This window comes from Bradyrhizobium sp. CCGE-LA001, assembly GCF_000296215.2.
In the GTDB taxonomy this organism is placed as follows: domain Bacteria; phylum Pseudomonadota; class Alphaproteobacteria; order Rhizobiales; family Xanthobacteraceae; genus Bradyrhizobium.
Genome location: NZ_CP013949.1, coordinates 2,871,940 through 2,890,380 on the forward strand (window position 1 = coordinate 2,871,940; position 18,441 = coordinate 2,890,380).

The 18,441-nt window shown below is 62.9% G+C and carries 15 protein-coding genes and 1 pseudogene; 12 read left to right on the top strand and 4 right to left on the bottom strand.

Annotation, left to right across the window (positions count from 1 at the left end):
- The first annotated feature begins 127 nt into the window (after positions 1-127).
- The 8 genes from BCCGELA001_RS13395 to BCCGELA001_RS13430 all read left to right on the top strand — a co-directional run bounded on the left by BCCGELA001_RS13395 (position 128) and on the right by BCCGELA001_RS13430 (position 8,959).
- Positions 128-955: an HD domain-containing protein gene (locus BCCGELA001_RS13395; protein WP_060735504.1), complete on the top strand. Its 828-nt coding sequence runs from the start codon at positions 128-130 to the stop codon at positions 953-955.
- A gap of 121 nt (positions 956-1,076) precedes the next feature.
- Entirely contained in the window at positions 1,077-1,970 is an 894-nt protein-coding gene (locus BCCGELA001_RS13400; protein ID WP_060735505.1) for an alpha/beta fold hydrolase, read from the top strand.
- A gap of 170 nt (positions 1,971-2,140) precedes the next feature.
- Positions 2,141-2,767: a GTP cyclohydrolase I FolE gene (folE, locus tag BCCGELA001_RS13405; RefSeq protein ID WP_060735506.1), complete on the top strand. Its 627-nt coding sequence runs from the start codon at positions 2,141-2,143 to the stop codon at positions 2,765-2,767.
- Between the two features lie 27 nt (positions 2,768-2,794).
- Positions 2,795-4,318 (top strand): FAD-dependent oxidoreductase, encoded by a 1,524-nt coding sequence (locus BCCGELA001_RS13410; protein ID WP_060735507.1) that lies wholly within the window; start codon positions 2,795-2,797, stop codon positions 4,316-4,318.
- A gap of 124 nt (positions 4,319-4,442) precedes the next feature.
- Complete coding sequence (locus BCCGELA001_RS13415) at positions 4,443-5,018, top strand: HdeD family acid-resistance protein (RefSeq protein ID WP_060735508.1); 576 nt, start codon at positions 4,443-4,445, stop codon at positions 5,016-5,018.
- 119 nt (positions 5,019-5,137) lie between these two features.
- Positions 5,138-6,349 carry an ABC transporter substrate-binding protein gene (locus BCCGELA001_RS13420; protein ID WP_060735509.1) on the top strand — a complete coding sequence of 404 codons (1,212 nt, stop codon included), beginning with the start codon at positions 5,138-5,140 and terminating at the stop codon, positions 6,347-6,349.
- Positions 6,350-6,554: 205 nt separating this feature from the next.
- On the top strand, positions 6,555-7,772 hold the full coding sequence (locus tag BCCGELA001_RS13425) for an acyl-CoA dehydrogenase family protein (RefSeq protein ID WP_060735510.1): 1,218 nt from the start codon (positions 6,555-6,557) through the stop codon (positions 7,770-7,772).
- A gap of 197 nt (positions 7,773-7,969) precedes the next feature.
- A complete protein-coding gene (locus BCCGELA001_RS13430) occupies positions 7,970-8,959 on the top strand; it encodes an ABC transporter substrate-binding protein (protein ID WP_060735511.1) in 990 nt (329 codons plus the stop codon).
- 735 nt (positions 8,960-9,694) lie between these two features.
- Here BCCGELA001_RS13430 and BCCGELA001_RS13435 read toward each other — a convergent pair.
- Positions 9,695-10,243, bottom strand: coding sequence for a DoxX family protein (locus tag BCCGELA001_RS13435; RefSeq protein ID WP_236840866.1), 549 nt, complete (start codon positions 10,241-10,243; stop codon positions 9,695-9,697).
- 387 nt (positions 10,244-10,630) lie between these two features.
- Here BCCGELA001_RS13435 and BCCGELA001_RS13440 point away from each other — a divergent pair, with 387 nt between their 5' ends.
- Both BCCGELA001_RS13440 and BCCGELA001_RS13445 read left to right on the top strand, forming a co-directional pair.
- A complete protein-coding gene (locus tag BCCGELA001_RS13440; protein WP_008553205.1) occupies positions 10,631-11,305 on the top strand; it encodes a hypothetical protein in 675 nt (224 codons plus the stop codon).
- A gap of 22 nt (positions 11,306-11,327) precedes the next feature.
- Positions 11,328-11,600 (top strand): annotated as a pseudogene (locus BCCGELA001_RS13445) (acyl-CoA dehydrogenase family protein); the annotation flags it as partial.
- On the opposite strand, the gene BCCGELA001_RS13450 reads toward BCCGELA001_RS13445, so the two are convergent.
- Positions 11,581-12,438 carry an MBL fold metallo-hydrolase gene (locus BCCGELA001_RS13450; protein ID WP_008553209.1) on the bottom strand — a complete coding sequence of 286 codons (858 nt, stop codon included), beginning with the start codon at positions 12,436-12,438 and terminating at the stop codon, positions 11,581-11,583. The pseudogene BCCGELA001_RS13445 and the gene BCCGELA001_RS13450 sit on opposite strands and share 20 nt — an antisense overlap.
- Positions 12,439-12,440: 2 nt before the next feature.
- Entirely contained in the window at positions 12,441-13,412 is a 972-nt protein-coding gene (locus BCCGELA001_RS13455; RefSeq protein ID WP_008553212.1) for a Bug family tripartite tricarboxylate transporter substrate binding protein, read from the bottom strand.
- Positions 13,413-13,513: 101 nt separating this feature from the next.
- Between BCCGELA001_RS13455 and BCCGELA001_RS13460 the strand changes: the two genes are divergently transcribed.
- Positions 13,514-14,443 carry a LysR family transcriptional regulator gene (locus BCCGELA001_RS13460; RefSeq protein WP_060735513.1) on the top strand — a complete coding sequence of 310 codons (930 nt, stop codon included), beginning with the start codon at positions 13,514-13,516 and terminating at the stop codon, positions 14,441-14,443.
- A gap of 379 nt (positions 14,444-14,822) precedes the next feature.
- Positions 14,823-16,277 carry a hypothetical protein gene (locus BCCGELA001_RS13465; protein ID WP_060735514.1) on the top strand — a complete coding sequence of 485 codons (1,455 nt, stop codon included), beginning with the start codon at positions 14,823-14,825 and terminating at the stop codon, positions 16,275-16,277.
- A 231-nt stretch (positions 16,278-16,508) separates the two neighbouring features.
- Here BCCGELA001_RS13465 and BCCGELA001_RS13470 read toward each other — a convergent pair whose 3' ends face one another.
- Positions 16,509-18,248, bottom strand: coding sequence for a methyl-accepting chemotaxis protein (locus BCCGELA001_RS13470; protein ID WP_060735515.1), 1,740 nt, complete (start codon positions 18,246-18,248; stop codon positions 16,509-16,511).
- Positions 18,249-18,441: the final 193 nt, after the last annotated feature.

Below are 18,441 nucleotides of genomic sequence, written 5' to 3' on the forward strand. Positions count from 1 at the left end.
TTTTCGTGTTGTCGTTCCAGGATTTGGTCCCTCGGCCCAAGATGGGCTATGCTGGCCGGTGCGCCGAGGACAAGAACGAAACATCGGGAGCTGGCGTGGGACACCACCGACGAGCGGGGCTGCATCCATGATGACGTTACCGAGGCTGGCGGCTGAATCTCTGGAGGAATTCCTCGGGAAGTTCATGCGCCGCCGGTACGATGAGACTTCTGCCAATATCGTCGAGAGCGCGACGCGCACCGCGATGGAATGCATCGGCAACAGCGATGCGCTCTATCACAACATCGAGCACACGATGCTGGTGACGCTGGCAGCCCAGGCCATCCTCCGCGGCCGAAGCCTTCATACCCATCTCTCGGCCGAGGATTACGTCCATGTCCTGATCGCCTGCCTTGCGCACGATATCGGCTATGTACGCGGCCTGTTCGAGGAGGATGATGCCGACGGCTTCGTGATCGACGCGGCCGACACCAAGATCTCGCTGCCGCGCGGGGCATCGGACGCGAGTCTCATGATGTATCACGTCGATCGCTCGAAGCTCTATGTGACGCGGCGGCTGCGGCACATTCGCGGGGTAGACCCGGACCGCGTCGCCCGCGCCATCGAGGGGACGCGCTTTCCCGCCCGCGAAGGGCAGGAATATGACGACGAGGCCTCGATCCTGCGCGCGGCCGACTTCATCGGTCAGCTCGGCGATCCTAACTATCTGCGCAAGGCCAATGCGCTCTATTACGAGTTCGAGGAGGTCGGCATCAACCGCCAACTCGGCTACGACTCCCCCGCCGACATCGTGAACCGCTATCCACAATTCTATTGGAACAGCGTCGCACCGCACATCCAGACCGAGATCGGCTACCTCAACAAGACCGAGATCGGCCGGCAATGGATCGCCAATCTCTACAGCAACGTGTTCCGCGCCGAACGCGACATAGCGCTGTCCGGCCCGCAGCGATAGGCTAGGCTCTCGCGGACCTCGTAGCCCGGATGAGCGAAGCGATATCCGGGGCCGGCGATGCGTGATCCCGGATGTCGCTTCGCTCATCCGGGCTACATCGCGATCAGATCGTGAGCAAAGCATGCAACCAAAATCCATCACCACCGATGTCCTCGACATCGCCTATCTCGAATATGGCGGCTCTGACGGCTGGCCCTGCATCATGGGCCACGGCTTTCCCTACGACGTGAACGCCTATGCCGAGACCGCACCCATTCTTGCCCAGGCCGGCGCCCGGGTGCTGGTGCCCTGGCTACGCGGCTACGGTCCGACGCGGTTTCGCTTCCCGGAGACGCTACGTTCCGGCGAGCAGGCGGCGTTAGGGGCCGATCTGCTCGGCTTCATGGACGCGCTCGGCATCGCGCGCGCCGTCGTCGGCGGTTATGACTGGGGCGGACGCGCGGCCTGCGTGGTCTCGGCGCTCCATCCGGAGCGCGTGATCGGACTCGTCTCCGGCAATTCCTACAACATCCAGAACATCGCCCGATCCATGGAGCCGGCCTCGCCGCCGGAGGAGGCGGCGCTCTGGTATCAATACCTCTTCCACAACGAGCGTGGCCGCCGCGCGCTCGAGCGCAACCGGCGCGGCTTCGCCCGCCAGCTCTGGTCGATGTGGTCGCCGAAATGGACGTTCGACGACGCGACCTTCGAGCGTAGCGCCGTGTCTTTTGACAATCCCGATTTCGTCGACGTCGTGATCCATTCGTATCGACACCGCTATGCGCTGGTTGATGGCGATCCCGCTTATGCGGGAATCGAGGCGAAGCTCGCCGCGCAGCCACAAATCCGCGTCCCCACGATCGCCATCGACGGCGACAGCGACGGCGTCAATCCCGGCACCGCGTATCACGCGCGCAAGTTCGAGGGTTTCTTCGAGCGGCGCGTGTTCGCTGGCGCCGGTCATAACCTGCCGCAGGAGCGGCCGGCCGAATGGGCAAAGGCCGTGCTTGATCTTCGGAAAGGTGCCGAACGATAGGCCGGCATATCTTCGATAGCCTGACTCCTCACCTTGAGGTCCCAGGGGGAGCGCGTCCGCCAACGCCCGATCCTTTCGATTTTTCCCGATCCTGGGAACCTTTTGCAATCGCAGCCGTCCAAGCTGTGGGGCCGCCATTGTCTGCGGCCCGTTGCAGGGGAGGTCGTTCGATGAAGTCACAACCGCGTCGGCTGGAACGTGTTGCGGTGGCGCAGGCGCCGAGCGACCGGCCTGACAGGGCGGAGGTCGAGCAGGCGATCCGGACCATGATCCGTTGGGCCGGCGATGATCCCGCGCGCGACGGTCTGCGCGAAACGCCTGATCGCGTCGCACGCGCCTTCGAGGAGTATTTCTCAGGCTATGCGCAGGATCCGACCGAGATCCTGCAAAAGACGTTCGAGGAGATCGAGGGCTACGACGAGATGATCGTGCTGCGCGGTGTGCGCTTCGAAAGCCATTGCGAGCACCATATCGCGCCGATCGTCGGCCGCGCCTGGGTCGCCTATATCCCGCGGGGGCGCGTCGTCGGCATCAGCAAGCTTGCGCGCGTGGTCGACATCTACGCCAAGCGCCTCCAGATCCAGGAGAAGATGACCGCGCAGATCGCCAATACGATCAACGACGTGCTGAACCCCGAAGGCGTCGGCGTCATCATCAAGGCGACGCATCACTGCATGACCACGCGCGGCGCGCACAAGCCGGGGACCGATCTCGTGACCAGCCGTATGCTCGGCGTGTTCCGCGACAATGCGCTGACACGTCAGGAACTGCTGGGGCTTGCCAATTCAGACGATTGATCCGCCGGAGTTCAAGGAGGCGTCACCATGGCCGAGGACAACAAGCCGAGCGGACCCGACCTGACCAAAGGCGTGTCGCTGACCGCGTTCAACGACGGCAAATTGCTCGGCCATGTCGGCGAAGAGAATGTTCTCCTGGTCCAGGTTGGCGACGAGATCTTCGCGATCGAGCCGTCTTGCAGCCATTACCACGGCCCGCTCGCCGAAGGTCTGGTGGTCGGCGACACCATCCGCTGCCCCTGGCATCACGCCTGCTTCTCCTTGCGGACGGGCGAGGCCACTCGCCCGCCGGCCTTGAATGCGCTGGCGGTATGGGACGTCTCGCGCGATCGGGACAAGATCGTCGTGCAGCGCAAGCGCGAGGCGCCTAAACCAACATCCGCTCATCGTAGCGCACCGACGCCGGAGAAATTCGTCATTGTCGGCGGCGGCGCAGCCGGTTTCGCGGCGGCCGAGACGCTCCGGCGCGAGGGCTTCGCCGGGGCCATCACCATGCTCAGCAATGACGGCGCGATGCCGGTCGATCGGCCGAACCTCTCCAAGGATTACCTCGCCGGCAATGCGCCGGAGGATTGGCTGCCGCTGCGCGGCGAGGACTATTATCAGGATGCAGACATCGATCTCAGGCTGAACGTAGCCGTCTCCGCGATCGACCCGAAGGGGCGAAGCGTCACGCTGGGCAATGGCGACAGACTGCCATTCGATCGGCTGCTGCTTGCGACCGGCGCCGAGCCGGTCAAACTGCAGATTCCGGGCGCGGACCAGCCGCATGTCCACTCCTTGCGGTCCGTCGCCGACAGCCGCGCCATCATCAAGGCCGCGAGCAGTGCGAAGCGCGCCCTGGTGATCGGCGCCAGTTTCATCGGCCTGGAAGTCGCGGCGTCCTTGCGGGCGCGCAAGCTGCAGGTCCACGTGGTCGCGCCCGAGGAGCGACCGATGCAGAAGGTGCTCGGCCCCGAGATGGGCGATTTCGTCCGGTCGCTGCATGAAGAGAACGGCGTTGTCTTTCACTTGAAGGACACGGTGGAAAGACTCGACGGCATGCGGGCGACGCTGAAGAGCGGCGCGGTGATCGAGGCTGACATCGTCGTGGTCGGCATCGGCGTCAAGCCGCGCCTTGCGCTCGCCGAGCAGGCGGGGCTCGCAGCCGATCGTGGCGTCAGCGTAACCGAGTATCTGGAGACCAGCATATCCGGCATCTTCGCCGCCGGGGACATCGCGCGCTGGCCCGATCCGCATTCGCGACAAACCATCCGTGTCGAGCACTGGGTCGTGGCGGAGCGGCAGGGTCAGACCGCGGCACGCAACATGATCGGCAGGCGCGAACGCTTCGACGCGGTGCCGTTCTTCTGGTCGCAGCATTATGACGTACCAATCAACTATGTCGGCCACGCCGAGAGCTTTGACGACGTCGCGATCGACGGCAGCATCTCCGGCAAGGACTGCCTGTTGAAATACCGCAAGGCCGGACGCGTACTGGCGGTTGCCTCCATCTATCGCGATCTCGACAACCTGAAGGCTGAGCTCGAGATGGAGCGGTCGGGGGCCTGACACCCCATTCGATCTTGATTTGGGTCAATGTTGCTGCTGGTGGGGCTGCTCTGCTGCCTATCGTCCCGGTACGGCCCGTGCTATCCTGGATTGTGCCTCCGGGCTTCGCAGCAGGAGTGGCGTCATGACAAGTGCTTCGGATACGTCTCAGCGTCTTGGCCTGGGCTCGGGCATCGCGACGCTGCATGCCAAATGGGGCTGGATCGTCGCGCTCGGTGTCGTTTATCTCATCGCCGGCTTTGTCGCGTTCGGCAGCGTCGCGATGGCGACGGTGGCGAGCGTGATCGTGGTCGGTGCCATGATGATCGTCGCCGGCGCGGCCGAGATCATCGGTGCGTTCCAGATGAAGAGCTGGGGCAAGTTCCTGATCTGGGCCTTGCTCGGCGTGCTCTACGTGGTCGCCGGCTTCCTGACCTTTGCGAACCCGTTGTTCGCGGCAGTCCTGCTGACGCTCTTTCTGGGCGCATCGCTGATTGCCTCTGGCGCCGTCAGGCTGTTTCTCGCCTTCAGCATGAAGCGGGAAAGTCCGTGGGTGTGGGTCGCGCTCTCGGGCGCAGTCACGCTGCTGCTCGGTCTCTTGATCGTAGCTCGCTGGCCGGTGAACAGTGTCTACATCCTCGGACTGTTTCTCGGCATCGACCTGATCATGGCCGGCGCCGGCTGGATCAGCCTGGGTTTTGCTTTGAAGCGGCGCGGCTAGTCAAAGCCATCAGCAACTCGACGCAAGACCGACTGGTGGAACTCCGGTGAGCTGACGCGCTGACAAAAAGCAGCACGCCGCGTGATCGTCTCGTGCGGCGATGATCACGGGGAGAAACCATGAAAGCCGCTTTGGTCCTGGCCGCAGCGCTCGCTGCCGCCTGCCTGTCCACGCCCGCCGCCGCACAAAAGTCCTACGGTCCCGGCGTCAGCGACACCGAGATCAAGATCGGCAATACCATGCCCTATAGTGGCCCGGCTTCGCCGCTCAGCATCACCGGCCGGGTGATCGCGGCCTATTTCGACGAGGTCAACGAGAAGGGCGGCGTCAACGGCCGCAAGCTTAATCTGCTTTCGCTGGACGACGCTTTCTCGCCGCCCAAGACCATGGAGGCGGCACGGCGGCTGGTCGAAGGTGACGGCGTCGCCTTCATCTTCGCGACCATGGGCACCGCGCCGAGCTCGGCGATCGCGAAGTACCTCAACAGCAACAAGGTGCCGCAGCTGTTCCTGATCAGCTCGGCCTCGAAATGGAACGATCCCGCCAATATGCCGTGGTCGATGGCGCTGCCCTGGGCCCCGAACTACACCAGCGAGGCGGCGATCGACGTCGCCTATGCCCGGGCCAAGAACCCCAATGCGCGTTTTGCGGTGCTCTACCAGAACGACGATGCCGGCAAGGAATATCTGCGCGGCGTCAAGGAGGCGCTCGGCGCCGACGCCGACAAGGCGATCGCGATGGCATCGAGCTTCGAGGTCGCCGATCCCACCGTCGATTCCCAGGTGCTGACGCTCGCCAACACGAAGGCCGACGTCTTCATGATCTACTCGGTGACCCCGCGCGCCTGCGCGCAGGCGATCCGCAAGGCCCATGAGGTCGGCTGGCAGCCGACGCGCTTCCTGGCTAGCGGCTGCGCCAACAAGGCGACGGTGATGGTGCCGGCGGGCCTTGATGCCGGCAAGGGCGTGCTCTCGCTCGGATCGCTCAAGCCGTTCGTCGCCGAGCCGAAGAACGATCCGGCGATGACGGCCTATATCGATTTCATGAAGAAGCGCCTGCCGAATGCCGACGTCAACAACGTCGCCGGCCTCTACGGCTACACCGTCGCCGAGGCGCTGGTGGTGCTGCTGAAGCAGTGCAAAGACAATCTGACGCGCGAGAACATCATGGCGCAGGCGGCGAATATGAAGAACGTGCCGCTCTCGCTGCTGATGCCCGGCATCACCCTCAACACCACCCCGCAGGATTTCCGCCCGATCAAGGACGGCTACATGCTCCAGTTCGACGGCAACGACTGGGTGGTGGCGAGTGAGCTCTTGCGCGGGACCTGACGTGCAGCGGAGACGGTGCACCCTCTCCCCCTGTGGGAGAGGGTGGATCGCCGCAAAGCGGCGAGCCGGGTGAGGGGTATGTCTCCGCAAAGCAAGCTGCTTCGAGTGCGCCGATAGAGACCCCTCATCCGGCGCTTCGCGCCACCTTCTCCCACAAGGGGAGAAGGGAAGAGGTGCAGTCAGCCAACGCGAACCGGAGACCACCATGGACTTCCAACACTCCGCCCGCTCGCTCGAGCTCCAGGACCGCGTCCGCCAGTTCATTCGGGCGCATGTCGAACCGGTCGAGGATCTCTATTACGAGCAGGTCAAGCCGGAAGCCGCGCGCTACAAGACGCCGCAAATCCTTCAGGACCTGAAGCGGCTGGCGCGGGAGCAGGGGCTCTGGAACCTGTTTCTCTCCGGCGAGCACGGACCCGGGCTCACCAATCTCGAGTATGCGCCCGTGAAGGAGATCATGGGCCGCATCCTCTGGGCGCCGGAGGTCTTCAACTGCTCGGCGCCCGACGTCGGCAATATGGAGGTGCTGGCGAATTACGGCACGCCCACTCAACAGCAGCGCTGGCTGCAGCCGCTGCTGGAAGGGCGCATCCGCTCCGGCTTCTCGATGACCGAGCCGCAGGTCGCCTCCAGCGATGCCACCAACATCCAGTGCGAGATCCGGCGCGACGGCGGCGACTACGTCATCAACGGGCGCAAGTGGTTCACGTCGGGAGCCATGAACGAGGATTGCGAGATCCTGATCGTGATGGGCAAGACCGCGCCGGATGATCCCGACCGTCACCGCCAGCAGTCCATGATCCTGGTGCCCAAGAATACGCAGGGCGTGCGCATCGTCCGCGACATGCTCACCTACGGCTATGACGACGCCCCTGTCGGCCATCCCGAGATCGTCTATGAGAACGTCCGCGTGCCCGCCGAGAACATCCTGCTCGGCGAAGGCCGCGGCTTCGAGATCGCGCAGGGGCGGCTCGGTCCCGGCCGCATCCATCACTGCATGCGGCTGATCGGCTGTGCCCAGCGCGCGCTGGAATTGATGTGCCAGCGCGCGGTCTCGCGTGTTGCGTTCGGCAAGCCGCTGGCCGAGCAGGGCTCGGTGCGCGAGGACATCGCGCACTCCTTCTGCGAGATCGCGCAGGCGCGGCTCCTGACCCTGCAAGCCGCCGACAAGATGGACCGTGAGGGCAACAAGGCCGCGCGCGACCTGATCGCCGCGGCCAAGATCGTGGTGCCCAGCATGGCCGCCCGCGTCATCGACCGCGCCATCCAGATCCACGGCGCCGCCGGCGTCTCGCAGGACACCTTCCTCGCCCGCGCCTATGTCTACGCCCGCTTCATCCGCATCGGCGACGGCCCGGACCAGGTGCACCTCGCCGCGGTGGGGAAGGAGCTGATCAGGCGCGGCGGGGTGATGGCGGGGTAGGGGTGTTGTCCCCGCGCTGGGATGTGCGCATAGGGGAATGCATCGGTCCCGGGCAAGCAATTGCACACTTCGTTTTCGGCCCGTCTGGACATGGGGACGCAGGTTCGGAGATTCGATGCGTTGTCCATTCTCACTAGCTGTCTCGCGGCAAAGTGCTAGGCTTTGGACATGGACGGGCGTTTCCTCCGCGGTGCTGAATGAAACGACGCGAGTTCATGGAGCTGATTGGCGGCGCGGCGGCGACGTGGCCGTTTGGGGCGCGTGCGCAGCAACCGCCCAAGTCGCGCTACAAGGTAGGCTATCTCGCGAGCGCGTCGCGGGAGCAAACGCTTCGTAATGTTCGAGCCTTCGAAGCGGGCCTGCGGAGCCTTGGTTACCGCGCTGGCGAGAATGTCGTCATCGAGTACCGCTTTGCCGACGGAGACGTGGGACGGCTGGCGGCACTTGCCATAGAGGTGGCTGGGCTCGGCGTGGACGTCATCATGTCCGGGACCAACGCGACCACGGTTGCGGCCATGAAGGCGACACGGACGATCCCGATCGTGATGGCCAACAGTGCTGAGCCGGTCAGTGCTGGACTTGTCGCTAGTCTGGCGCGCCCGGGTGGCAATGTCACCGGGTTCAGCTCGGAGCCTGGCGATGAGATCAACGGCAAGCGGCTTGAATTTCTGAATGATACTCTACCGAACCTCTCGCGTGTGGGCGTCCTGTGGAATCCGGACTTCGCGCCCAATCAGGACCGGCTGGCATCGCTGCGGGAAGCTGCTAAGGCGCTGGGGTTGACGCTTGTCCCGGCCGAGGCGCGCGGCCCGGATATGCTTCAACAAGCGTTCGCGACAATGGTGAGGGAACGCGCGCAGGTGCTCGTCGTGCTGAGCGATGGAGTGCTGTTCAACCACCGCGGCCTGATTGGCGTCATGGCCGTCATAAATCGGCTGCCTGCAATCTCTGCGGTGAGAGAATACGCGGACGCAGGCTTCCTCTTGAGCTACGGGACCGACTTGCCAGATCAGTTTCGCCGGTCTGCGACGCTTGTCGACAAGATTCTGAAAGGCACGAAGCCCGGCGACCTGCCGGTCGAGCGGCCGACCAAGTACGAACTTGTTGTAAACCTCCAGACCGCCAAAGCACTCGACATCAACATGCCGCCGACTCTGCTGACGCGGGCCGATGTAGTGATCGAGTAGGCATTATTGCCCCTGCGTGTCAGTTGGCAGCGGTGCTTGCAGCATGTCGGTAGCGGTGGGCGATCCAGACCTGTCGCGGTCAGGTACACCGGTGCGAATGATTTCAGGCTGGGCTTCTGACCCAACTGCCACGTGACCGTGGCACATCAGAACCTCGCCGAGTTGCTGGGAACGGTAGCGAACTGCCACTGGTTCATGCCTTGCAGCGCGCACCTCGAATAGCGGGGCTTGGCGAACACTCATCGACCGCTGTTCCGAGTGATTCTGCGACTTGCCACTTTTTGGAGGCCTTGCCGCGCCGGTTTGGTTCGGCGACACTGCCTCTATTTCAAGTAGTTGTTTCAAAGGGGGTCTTTATGCCCGAGACTTTGGAAAGCCTGTTGTGGTGTGCCGCGATGGCTACGTGGCTGATGCTTCTCTTCAGTATCATGAGTGAGCGCTTGAAGCCTCTCTCGAAACGCCTCGGTCATCTGCTCGAGGTTGCGTTCAGGCTGAGAGCGAAGTGATGCCGTGACGAGGGCGGCGCAGCGACGTCGGGCAAGCTGGCGGAGCTGCGCGTCGACTTGGCCATGTCGAACGAATTGAGCCGCTCTATCGTGCGGCCGCACGCGCGGCTGCACGCTGCGGAAGAGGCTGAAATGACCGATGCTGATAAAGCATGATCCGGAAAAATGCGAAGCGGTTTTCCGGAAAGATCATGCGTAAACAACAACCCAAAGCGCGATGACGATTCACTCAAATCTCATCGCGCTTTTGACCTGCCATCCTCCGGTCGAGGGAGAACCGGCCCGCTCCGGTGACAAAGATCAACAGAGCGCCTCCCATGATGGAGATGTTCTTCAGGAAATGATTGTACTGCCCGATCTGCTGCGCACCGGCGGGGTATTCCCAGTAACGATGTCCGATCGCGGTCGCCGAGAATACGAACAGAAAAACCAGGACCGCGCAGTAGCGCGTGGCAACGCCGAGGACCAGACAAGCCGACATCAATATCTCCACCGCGACGGTGGCCGCCGTGAACAATTGGGGCGCGGGAAGGTTCAGCGACCGAAAATAGGCGACTGAGCCACTGAAATTGGTGAGCGCGGCGTATGCGCTTCCGACGAAGACCCAGGCAAGCAGGATGCGACCGACCAAAATCAGCACGTCGGCATATTTGGTGGCGAACGTGTCGGTCTCGGACGTGGGCCAGGGAAAGCGGAATGACATGGTCACTGCCTTATCGTCTTGTTGACGACGGCACTTCAACATCGGGGATCGTATCACGATCGCTGAGTCTGCCAATCCCGACCCTCCCCGCGGCAGACTCATCAAAAAAGTGTGTATCAACTGAGTGTGTATCGCACGTTGCCATTCGGTGTTGAGCCGATCTGACTGCGGTGATATCGTTCAGCGACATCATTCCTTTACGGTCTGATGAGGCGGGTGATTGGCTTACGAACTGCCGTCTGCCATTTGGAAACTGCAATATTTGAGTACATCGAGCCTTCTTCCGGCGCATTTCATCGTCGGCGGGGAATGTTCATTTTCCTCGTGCTCTCCATTGGCTCGGAGGCGGGCTTTTTTCAGTGCTATTGAAAAAGCGATTTCGCCATGTTTATTTCGAGAAGCCGAGCCAATTCCAAGGCATGCGCTGATCATTCGAATACGAGTCGCGTCAGCCGCTGCCTCATGCTTTCCCTGCTATGTGCGGCTTGCCTCGTTCAGTTGGCGCGCACCGCGTCGGCTCAATGCGCCGCTCGCGATGTTCGGCAGAATCAACTGACGTTCAAGTCACCTTCGGCGCAAGCGCCCCAGCCCATCAAGTCGGCCCGCGATGTTGCGACCTGGAGGACGATCGCAATCGGCAGCTTTGCCGACCCGATCAGGCTGCGCAATGCGCTGCATGGAATGGGCTGCAATGTCGGTGGGCAGGCCGCTGAAATCCTCGCTCGACCGGCATTCACCGTCAGCCCTCAAAAGAAAGACGTGGAGCTTGTTGTCGTATCGCCGGCCCAGCTTGGGTTTGCGTCCGACACGACGACCTTGGCCGACGTTTACGCGCGCGCTCGGGAATTCGGGTTTGAACTCGTTGCGGCAGAAGTCGGTCCACAATTGCGGATCCAATATCTCGACCAGCCGATGGGTGAATTTCTCGTCATCGGAATGGAGCCGATCAAGACGTGGAGTGGCGAGCCGGTCATTCTGAACGTGGCAAATGGCGGAGCTGGATTGATCCTGATCGGGCAGGACGGCAGAGCCGAAGCGGGCATACCGGCGACATCCCGCTTCGTATTCGCGCGGTCCCGTCAACCCCTGTCCAGTCGCGAGTTCGTCGAGCAGGCAGCGGCCCGGCTTCCACGGTGAGCGGAACGGGCAGCGATTTCTGGCGATGCGCGACCTGATCGCCGCGGCCAAGATCGTGGTGCCCAGCATGGCCGCCCGTGTCATCGACCGCGCCATCCAGATCCACGGCGCCGCCGGCGTCTCGCAGGACACCTTCCTCGCCCGAGCCTACGTCTACGCCCGCTTCATCCGCATCGGCGACGGTCCGGACCAGGTGCACCTCGCCGCGGTCGGGAAAGAGCTGGTCAAGCGGGGCGGGGTGATGGGTAAAGGTTGCCGAGTGTGGCTGTCCAAGCTCACGGGCAGAATGCCATGAGATCTTCGCCGACGACGAAGGCGCCATCGTAGTCTTGCCGGGTTGCGTCAATGAGGTCCTGCGCCGTCGGAGGCCCGCTCTCCCCGTCGTCGATCAGCACGAGGTGATTGTAGACGGCAAGTTTCGGCGCGCATTTCGCGAAGACCCGCGCCGCATCCGCCGGCGTCGAGTGATGCCCGATGACTCGGCGGATCCGTTCGATCTCCATCGACGCGGGCCTGACCATGGCGACCTCATGGACGAGGAGATCGACGCGATCGGCATGAGCGATCAGGTTCTCGCAATAACGGGTATCACCGGACAGTACCGCGGATTTGCCGCGATAGTCGAAGCGATAGCCGAAGGCAGGCTTGATCTTGTCGCCGTGATCGACCTCGAAGCAGGTGATGCGGAGGCCTTCTCGATCGTGGATGACGCCGTCGCGTTCGAATTCGGCAGCATCGATGCGCGCGCCCTGCGGCGGAAGATGTTCATCGGCCATGCGGATGGCGATATCGGCACCGAATGCTTTTTCGAGATGATGCGTCAGATGAACGGTGCCCGGAGGCCCGAGAACGCGCATCGGCAGGCTTCGCCGCCCGAATTTGCCGCCGAGCCAGCCCGTCAACCAGATATCGGGAAGGCCGACCACGTGGTCGGAGTGGAAATGAGTGAGCAGCAGCAGGTCGATGCTGCCGATCGGAATTCCGAGTTGGAACAGGCGCATCGTCGCGCCGCGGCCGGCATCGACCATGATCTTCTGTGAACCGGCTTCGATCAAGGTCGCAGGTCCAAATCTGAGCGGGTCGGGTGAGGGCATGCCGCTGCCCAGCAGCGTCACCCTGAATGGCGTGTCCATTCTCACTGCTCCGCCGTGAAACCGGATGCCTTGATCGGAATGGCCCAACGTTCGATGTCTTCACGCTGGATGCGAGCAAAATCCTCAGGAGATGTACCGGTCGGCTTCAGTCCAATTTGCGCAATCCGTCCCTTGATCTCGTCATCCTGGATGATCTTCGCGATCGCGCTGCTCAGTTTGGCTATGGCAGTGGCCGGAGTGCGGGCAGGTGCGAAGAAGCCCCACCAGCCGCCGCCTTCGATATCGTATCCGCTTTCCTTGAAGGTCGGAATGTCGGGCAGGAACGTCGACCGCTGGGCGCCGGAGGTCGCCAGCACGCGTATCCGGCCCGCTTTGTGCAACTCCGTGAGTTCGTTGGTGGACAGCATGACGATGGGAATTTGGCTTCCCATCAGGTCCGTCAGAGCGAGCACGCCGCCCTTGTAGGCGATATGCTGCAACGGCACGCCGGCGGCCTTTGCGAACATCAGCCCGAAGAAATGGGGAAGCGTACCTGCGCCCGGCGTGCCGAAGTTGGCCTTGTCTGGGTTCGCTTTCAGCCATGCTACCAACTCGGATAGATTGCCGGCGGGAATCTTCGGGTCAATGCAGACGCCGAACTCGAACGTGGCAACCTGCGACACCGGCGCGAAATCCTTGATCGGATCGTAGTCGAGCGCGGGATAGACGCTTTGATAAACCACCATCGGCGCGATCGGAGTGGCGAGCAAAGTGTTGCCGTCCGGCTCGGCCGTCTTGACGGTCTGGACGCCGAGGCGGCCGGCAGCTCCCACACGCGGCTCGACCATCACCGGGCGCTCCAGCGCCGTGCCCAGTCGTTCTGCAATCAGCCGGGTCAATGTATCGCCGGAGCCTCCGCCGGGAAACGGATAGATGATGCGAAGGGGCGCGGTGCGCGTCTGCGCCCCCAGAGGAGACGCCAGTGTAAGCATGGTGAAACCGGCGATCGCGAAGGCAATCCGGGTGAACCGCATGTTGGCCTCCTCTTCGAGTGACCCTCAGCATCGCGGCTTCGGGGTATACCGGGAAGCTCGAATATCGGATATGCATATCAGGAACTTGGATAGAGGCGGGAATGGACGATCTGCGCCTGCGGCGCTTGAAGCTCCGCGATCTTCACGTTCTGGATGCCGTGGCCGAAGCGGGGAGCATGGCGAAGGCTGCCCCACGGCTCGGCATGTCACAGCCGGCCGTATCCCGCGTCGTTGCCGACATGGAGCATCTGCTCGGCGTGCCCCTGTTCGATCGGACCTCGACCGGCGTCGAACTGACGAGATTCGGCCATGCGTTGCGCCGTCGGACCACGGCCGTCACCGACGAACTCAAGCAGGGACTTGGCGAACTGGCGTTTCTTGCCGACCCGACCCAGGGCGAGATTCGTATTGGCACGACGGAGCCCATGGCGGCGCTGACCGCGACGATCATCCAGAACATCTCGGAGATGCATGGAAGAATCAGGTTTGTGGTCAGCGCGGCCGATACGCTCGCCCTGCATGAAAAGTTGCGTCACCGCGAGATCGACATTGCCGTCACGCGAATGGCAGCAGATTTTGACCGTTATCTGGACTTGGTCGGCGAGCCGTTGTTCGAAGACGAACTCGCCGTGATCGCGGGGAAGCACAATCCGCTGATGCGCCGCAGGCATCTCACGCTGCGAAGCCTGACGAACGAGAAATGGTTGTTGGGTCCGCCCGCAATGTCGTTCCTGCGCCCCTTCATCGAGGAGGCCTTTCGCAACGAAGGGTTGGATGTGCCGGCCGCTACGGTGACCTGCGGATCGTATGCGATGCAGATCAATCTGCTAGCGGCCGGTCCTTTTCTGGCAATCCTGCCCCGCGCCACGCTTCGCTATCCAGCGCCACATGCGACATTGGCCCCGCTGCGCATTCGCATGCCGACGACACGCCGCCCGGTTGGTCTGGTGCGGCTGAAGCACCGTCATATCAGCCCAACCGTGAACCTCTTTTGCCGCGTTGCGCGTGAAGCCGCCGCGAAAGTGCAATGAGCGCATCTTTCGCCCTGCATCACGTTCCGCATCGGCGACGAGCCGGACCAGGGTGCACCTCGCCGCGAGGATAAGCGCTGATCAAGCGCGGCGCGGTGATGGGGTAGGACGTCCCACGCCGCCGGGGAATGGCAACTCCGCGCTCCGGCCACGAAGTCGTATAGTTTTAGGTCATTGTAGCACAATAGTAACGACTGCCGATTGAGAATGGCGCTGCCTGCACTTTTGCGCAGTCACGCAAGAAGAGAGCAGGCCGCTTCCGCCCAACGAGAGCAGATTTGCCAAGTCGGAAGATGCCGTGATCCCCCGGAGCGTTTCCGAGCGAAGTGGACACCGGTTCGCGCGAAGCCTCTAGAGTATGCCTGGAAGCAGCTATCGCATGAATCAGCGTTGGATCATCGTGGCCGCGATCCTGCTGACGGCCCTGTTCGTGCAAATGCCCGTCGTTCTCAACACCGATTTGAGCTGCCTGCTTTCTGAAGGAGAGCAGATTCTGGATGGCCGGCAATTGGGGGTCGACCTCTTCGAACTCAATCCGCCGTTATCGATCTACCTGTACATGCCGGCGGCGCAGCTTGCGCGATGGACCGGAATCGCGCCTGAGATCATCGTGATCGTCCTGGTGATCATCGAGATCATTGGCTCGCTTGTCGTGATCGATCGCGCCGCTGCGGCGGCAAAGCTCGATGCTAGAGAGCGAAATATCTGGACGTGCGTGCTCGCCTTCCTGCTCGCCGTCCTCCCTGGCGCCGTATTCGGGCAACGCGAGCATATAGCCGTCATCGCGATGACGCCGTTTGTCGCCGTCACTGCGATACGCTGGCGTAGGCTTTCCCCCGGACTGGCCGCGATTCTGGCAGGACTGGGCGCCGGGCTGGCCATCAGCATCAAGCCCCAGCTTGGGCTCGTGGCAGGCCTGCCGATCATCCTTGGCGCCATCCGCCAGCGTTCCCTCAGGCCCTTGTTCACCCCGGAGGCGTGTGCAGCCGCCGCCGTCGCGATCGGTTACGGGGCCGTCGTCGTGATCGCCTTTCCCGACTACTTGTTGACCTATGCACCGATGGTTGCTGCCACCTATCTCCCGATGCGGAGGGATTTGGCGTACCTGCTTCCTTTCCCGATCCTCATAATCACTGCTTCGATTGTGTTTCTCCGCCGAGTGACTTCGCAGGGTCTCAGACTGGAGAGCGAAGCAACCCCGTGGCTGGCAGCAGCCATTGGCGGCGCCGCGAGTTTCCTTATTCAAGGCAAGGGCTGGACATACACGCTGTACCCGCTGTGCATGTTTGCGATTGCCGCACCGCTGCTGCACGTTCGCACGGGGGCGCTGCCAAGGCTGGTCAGGATCGGCGGCTTCGTCAGCGTTGTGCTGATCGGGTTCTGGTTGTCCTTGTCGGTCCGTGACTTTCCGCCGCTGGAGCAGCGGATCAACGCACTAGCAAAGCATCCGAAGCTGCTCACGATCGGCGATCACGTCGCGCTGGGCCATCCGCTTGTTCGCCAGATTGGTGGGACCTGGGTGGGTAGTTCGTGTGGCCAGTTGCTGACGGCCGGCGCAATTCTGGTCCAGAATAGCTCACAGCCTAGCCAGGCAGAGCGAGCAAAACTCGACGGCATCATACACTTCGAGCGGCGGCAGCTGCTGGCAGACCTGCGAAACGGTCGCCCGGACGTGATTCTCGTGGATTCCTATCTGCAGGGGAAGGTCCCGTTCGATTGGCTGGCTTGGGCCAAAGCAGATCCAGAGCTCGATATGGAGTTGCGTCGGTATCGTGAGGCTGAGGACGTCGGCCGCGTTCGGATATTCTTCGACCAATCGCGGCCGGAGCGATGATCCATTTTGTCGGCGCAAGCGCAGGAAGGCGGGGAGCAGCCTCCAGCCGTCATGATGCTGTCATGCCAGTGCTTTGCCCGACGCCTCAAGTAGAATTCGCAAAATCAGCAGTGCTTTCGCTTTTCGCACCAAGTCATTGAAAAACCTCACCCCGCCTACTGTGCATGGGGTTGTTTTCAGGGTTTTGGTTTGAACGCCTTCGCCGCCCGTTCCTCGACGGCGTTCGCGCCGTCACCCGGCGCTGGCGATGCGGCCGTCCCCCGACCCTGCGCGCAGGTTCTGGAAGAACTTCTCCACCTCGCGCGAGAGCGTGTCCGCCGTCTCCGTCAGGCTGCTCGCAGCCGTCAGCACGGAGGATGCCGCGGTGTCGGTCTCGCCGATGGCGTCGCGCAGCGAGGTGATGTTGGCGACCAGGGTCTCGTTGCCTTGCGCGGCGCTTTGCGCGTTGGAGGAGATCTCGCGCGTCGCCTGGTCCTGCTGGCCGATGGCGCCGGCAATAGCCGAGGTGACCTCGTTGATCTCGCGCACCGCCCCGCCGATCTCGCGGACGGCGTCGACCGCGTTGCGGGTCGATGCCTGGATCATCGAGACGTTCTCGCCGATCTCGGCGGTGGCCTTGGCGGTCTGGCCCGCCAGCGCCTTCACCTCATGGGCGACGACGGCAAAGCCGCGGCCGGCGTCTCCGGCGCGCGCGGCTTCGATGGTGGCGTTGAGCGCGAGCAGATTGGTCTGCTCGGCGATCGCCTGGATCAGGTTGAGCACGCCATCGATGCGTTGTGTCGCCGCGGCGAGGCTCTCGATCTCGGAGATCGACTTCTCGGTCCGCTGGCCGGTCTGCTCGACGGCACCGGCGCTCTGTCGCACCTGGCGGCCGATCTCTTCGACTGAGGCGGACAGCTCCTCGGCCGCACCCGCCACCGCGGTGACGTTGTGCGAGGCCTGCTCGGTGGCGTTCGCCGCCATGCCGGCGCGATTGTTCGCATCAGCCGTGACGCGCGTGATGGTCTGCGCGGTCTCGCGCATGGTGGAAGCGTTCTCGCTGAGGCCGCGCATGATGGCGCCGATCGCCTCGCGGAAGGCTTCGACGGATGTTTCGATATGGCGGGCGCGCTCCTCGCGCGCGGCGGAATCGTTCGAGACCTGCGAGGCGAGATTGCGGTTGCGGCCCATCGCCTCCTGGAACACCTCGATCGCGCGCGCCAGCGCGCCAATCTCGTCGGCGCGGCGGCTATAGGGCACCACGACGTCCTCGGTGCCGTCGGCGACCTGCTTGATGGTCGCGGTGATGGCGGAGAGCGGCCGAGCGATCGAGCGGGCTATGATGACGATGCCGATCACGACCAGGGCGAGCGCCAAGCCGCCGAGGCAGGTCAGCACGAAGGACAGCGTGCGATTGGTCTCGGTCTGCTGGGCGATCTGCTTGGCGCGTTCGGCGTAGACCTTGGAGAGGGCTTCGAGGTCCTTGTTCAGCGCCGAACGCACGCTGCGATTGGCGTCGTTGTCGCCCCATTCGCGCCCCGCGGCCGCGTTGATTTCGATGCCGCGACGCACCAGCTCCTTGCGGAATTCGACGAACTGCTCGATGCGCTTCTTGAACGTGGCGAACTGCTCGGCGTCATCGGCCTTGACGATGGTCTCCCAGCGCTTGACGACATCGAGGATCTGCGCGTTGAACTTGAGAAGGCCCTCGCCATATTTCTTCACCACGGCCGGCTCGGTCGACATGTAAATGCCGCGCGATTCCATCACGACCGCATAGACCAGCGAGTTGACCCGCTCGACGTTCAGCGCGGCGGCATTCGCCGTCTCGGTCGCGCTGATCAAATCGGCGTTGCGGCGGCTGTTGTAGTCGGACAGCATCGCGATCGCCGCCGTGAGCAGCGCGAACAGCGCGAAGATTGCATAGAGCTTGGTCGCAAGCGTGAAGCGGCCGGCGAGGCCAGCGGCATTCCCGGATCGGTCAGATGGCATGGTGTTCAAGGAGCCCGAGATGGCCTGGAGCGGCCGGTGAGCAGTTGGTACAAATCGATGCAAAATCATGCAGAACGAAGATGGATGCGCCGTTAACGGGCACGGTTTGGTCCTTCGCCCTTAGTCGAAAGAAAGGTAAGATATTTCAGCGTCTTGATCTGAAGGTATAGTCTTGAGATCGCGCTGGACTCGG

What these genes read in the sequence shown, in the direction of transcription:
- BCCGELA001_RS13395 (WP_060735504.1), top strand. Translation starts at nt 128, where the DNA reads ATGATGACGTTACCGAGGCTGGCGGCTGAATCTCTGGAGGAATTCCTC.
- BCCGELA001_RS13400 (WP_060735505.1), top strand. Translation starts at nt 1,077, where the DNA reads ATGCAACCAAAATCCATCACCACCGATGTCCTCGACATCGCCTATCTC.
- folE (WP_060735506.1), top strand. Translation starts at nt 2,141, where the DNA reads ATGAAGTCACAACCGCGTCGGCTGGAACGTGTTGCGGTGGCGCAGGCG.
- BCCGELA001_RS13410 (WP_060735507.1), top strand. Translation starts at nt 2,795, where the DNA reads ATGGCCGAGGACAACAAGCCGAGCGGACCCGACCTGACCAAAGGCGTG.
- BCCGELA001_RS13415 (WP_060735508.1), top strand. Translation starts at nt 4,443, where the DNA reads ATGACAAGTGCTTCGGATACGTCTCAGCGTCTTGGCCTGGGCTCGGGC.
- BCCGELA001_RS13420 (WP_060735509.1), top strand. Translation starts at nt 5,138, where the DNA reads ATGAAAGCCGCTTTGGTCCTGGCCGCAGCGCTCGCTGCCGCCTGCCTG.
- BCCGELA001_RS13425 (WP_060735510.1), top strand. Translation starts at nt 6,555, where the DNA reads ATGGACTTCCAACACTCCGCCCGCTCGCTCGAGCTCCAGGACCGCGTC.
- BCCGELA001_RS13430 (WP_060735511.1), top strand. Translation starts at nt 7,970, where the DNA reads ATGAAACGACGCGAGTTCATGGAGCTGATTGGCGGCGCGGCGGCGACG.
- BCCGELA001_RS13440 (WP_008553205.1), top strand. Translation starts at nt 10,631, where the DNA reads ATGCTTTCCCTGCTATGTGCGGCTTGCCTCGTTCAGTTGGCGCGCACC.
- BCCGELA001_RS13450 (WP_008553209.1), bottom strand. Translation starts at nt 12,438, where the DNA reads ATGGACACGCCATTCAGGGTGACGCTGCTGGGCAGCGGCATGCCCTCA.
- BCCGELA001_RS13455 (WP_008553212.1), bottom strand. Translation starts at nt 13,412, where the DNA reads ATGCGGTTCACCCGGATTGCCTTCGCGATCGCCGGTTTCACCATGCTT.
- BCCGELA001_RS13460 (WP_060735513.1), top strand. Translation starts at nt 13,514, where the DNA reads ATGGACGATCTGCGCCTGCGGCGCTTGAAGCTCCGCGATCTTCACGTT.
- BCCGELA001_RS13465 (WP_060735514.1), top strand. Translation starts at nt 14,823, where the DNA reads ATGAATCAGCGTTGGATCATCGTGGCCGCGATCCTGCTGACGGCCCTG.
- BCCGELA001_RS13470 (WP_060735515.1), bottom strand. Translation starts at nt 18,248, where the DNA reads ATGCCATCTGACCGATCCGGGAATGCCGCTGGCCTCGCCGGCCGCTTC.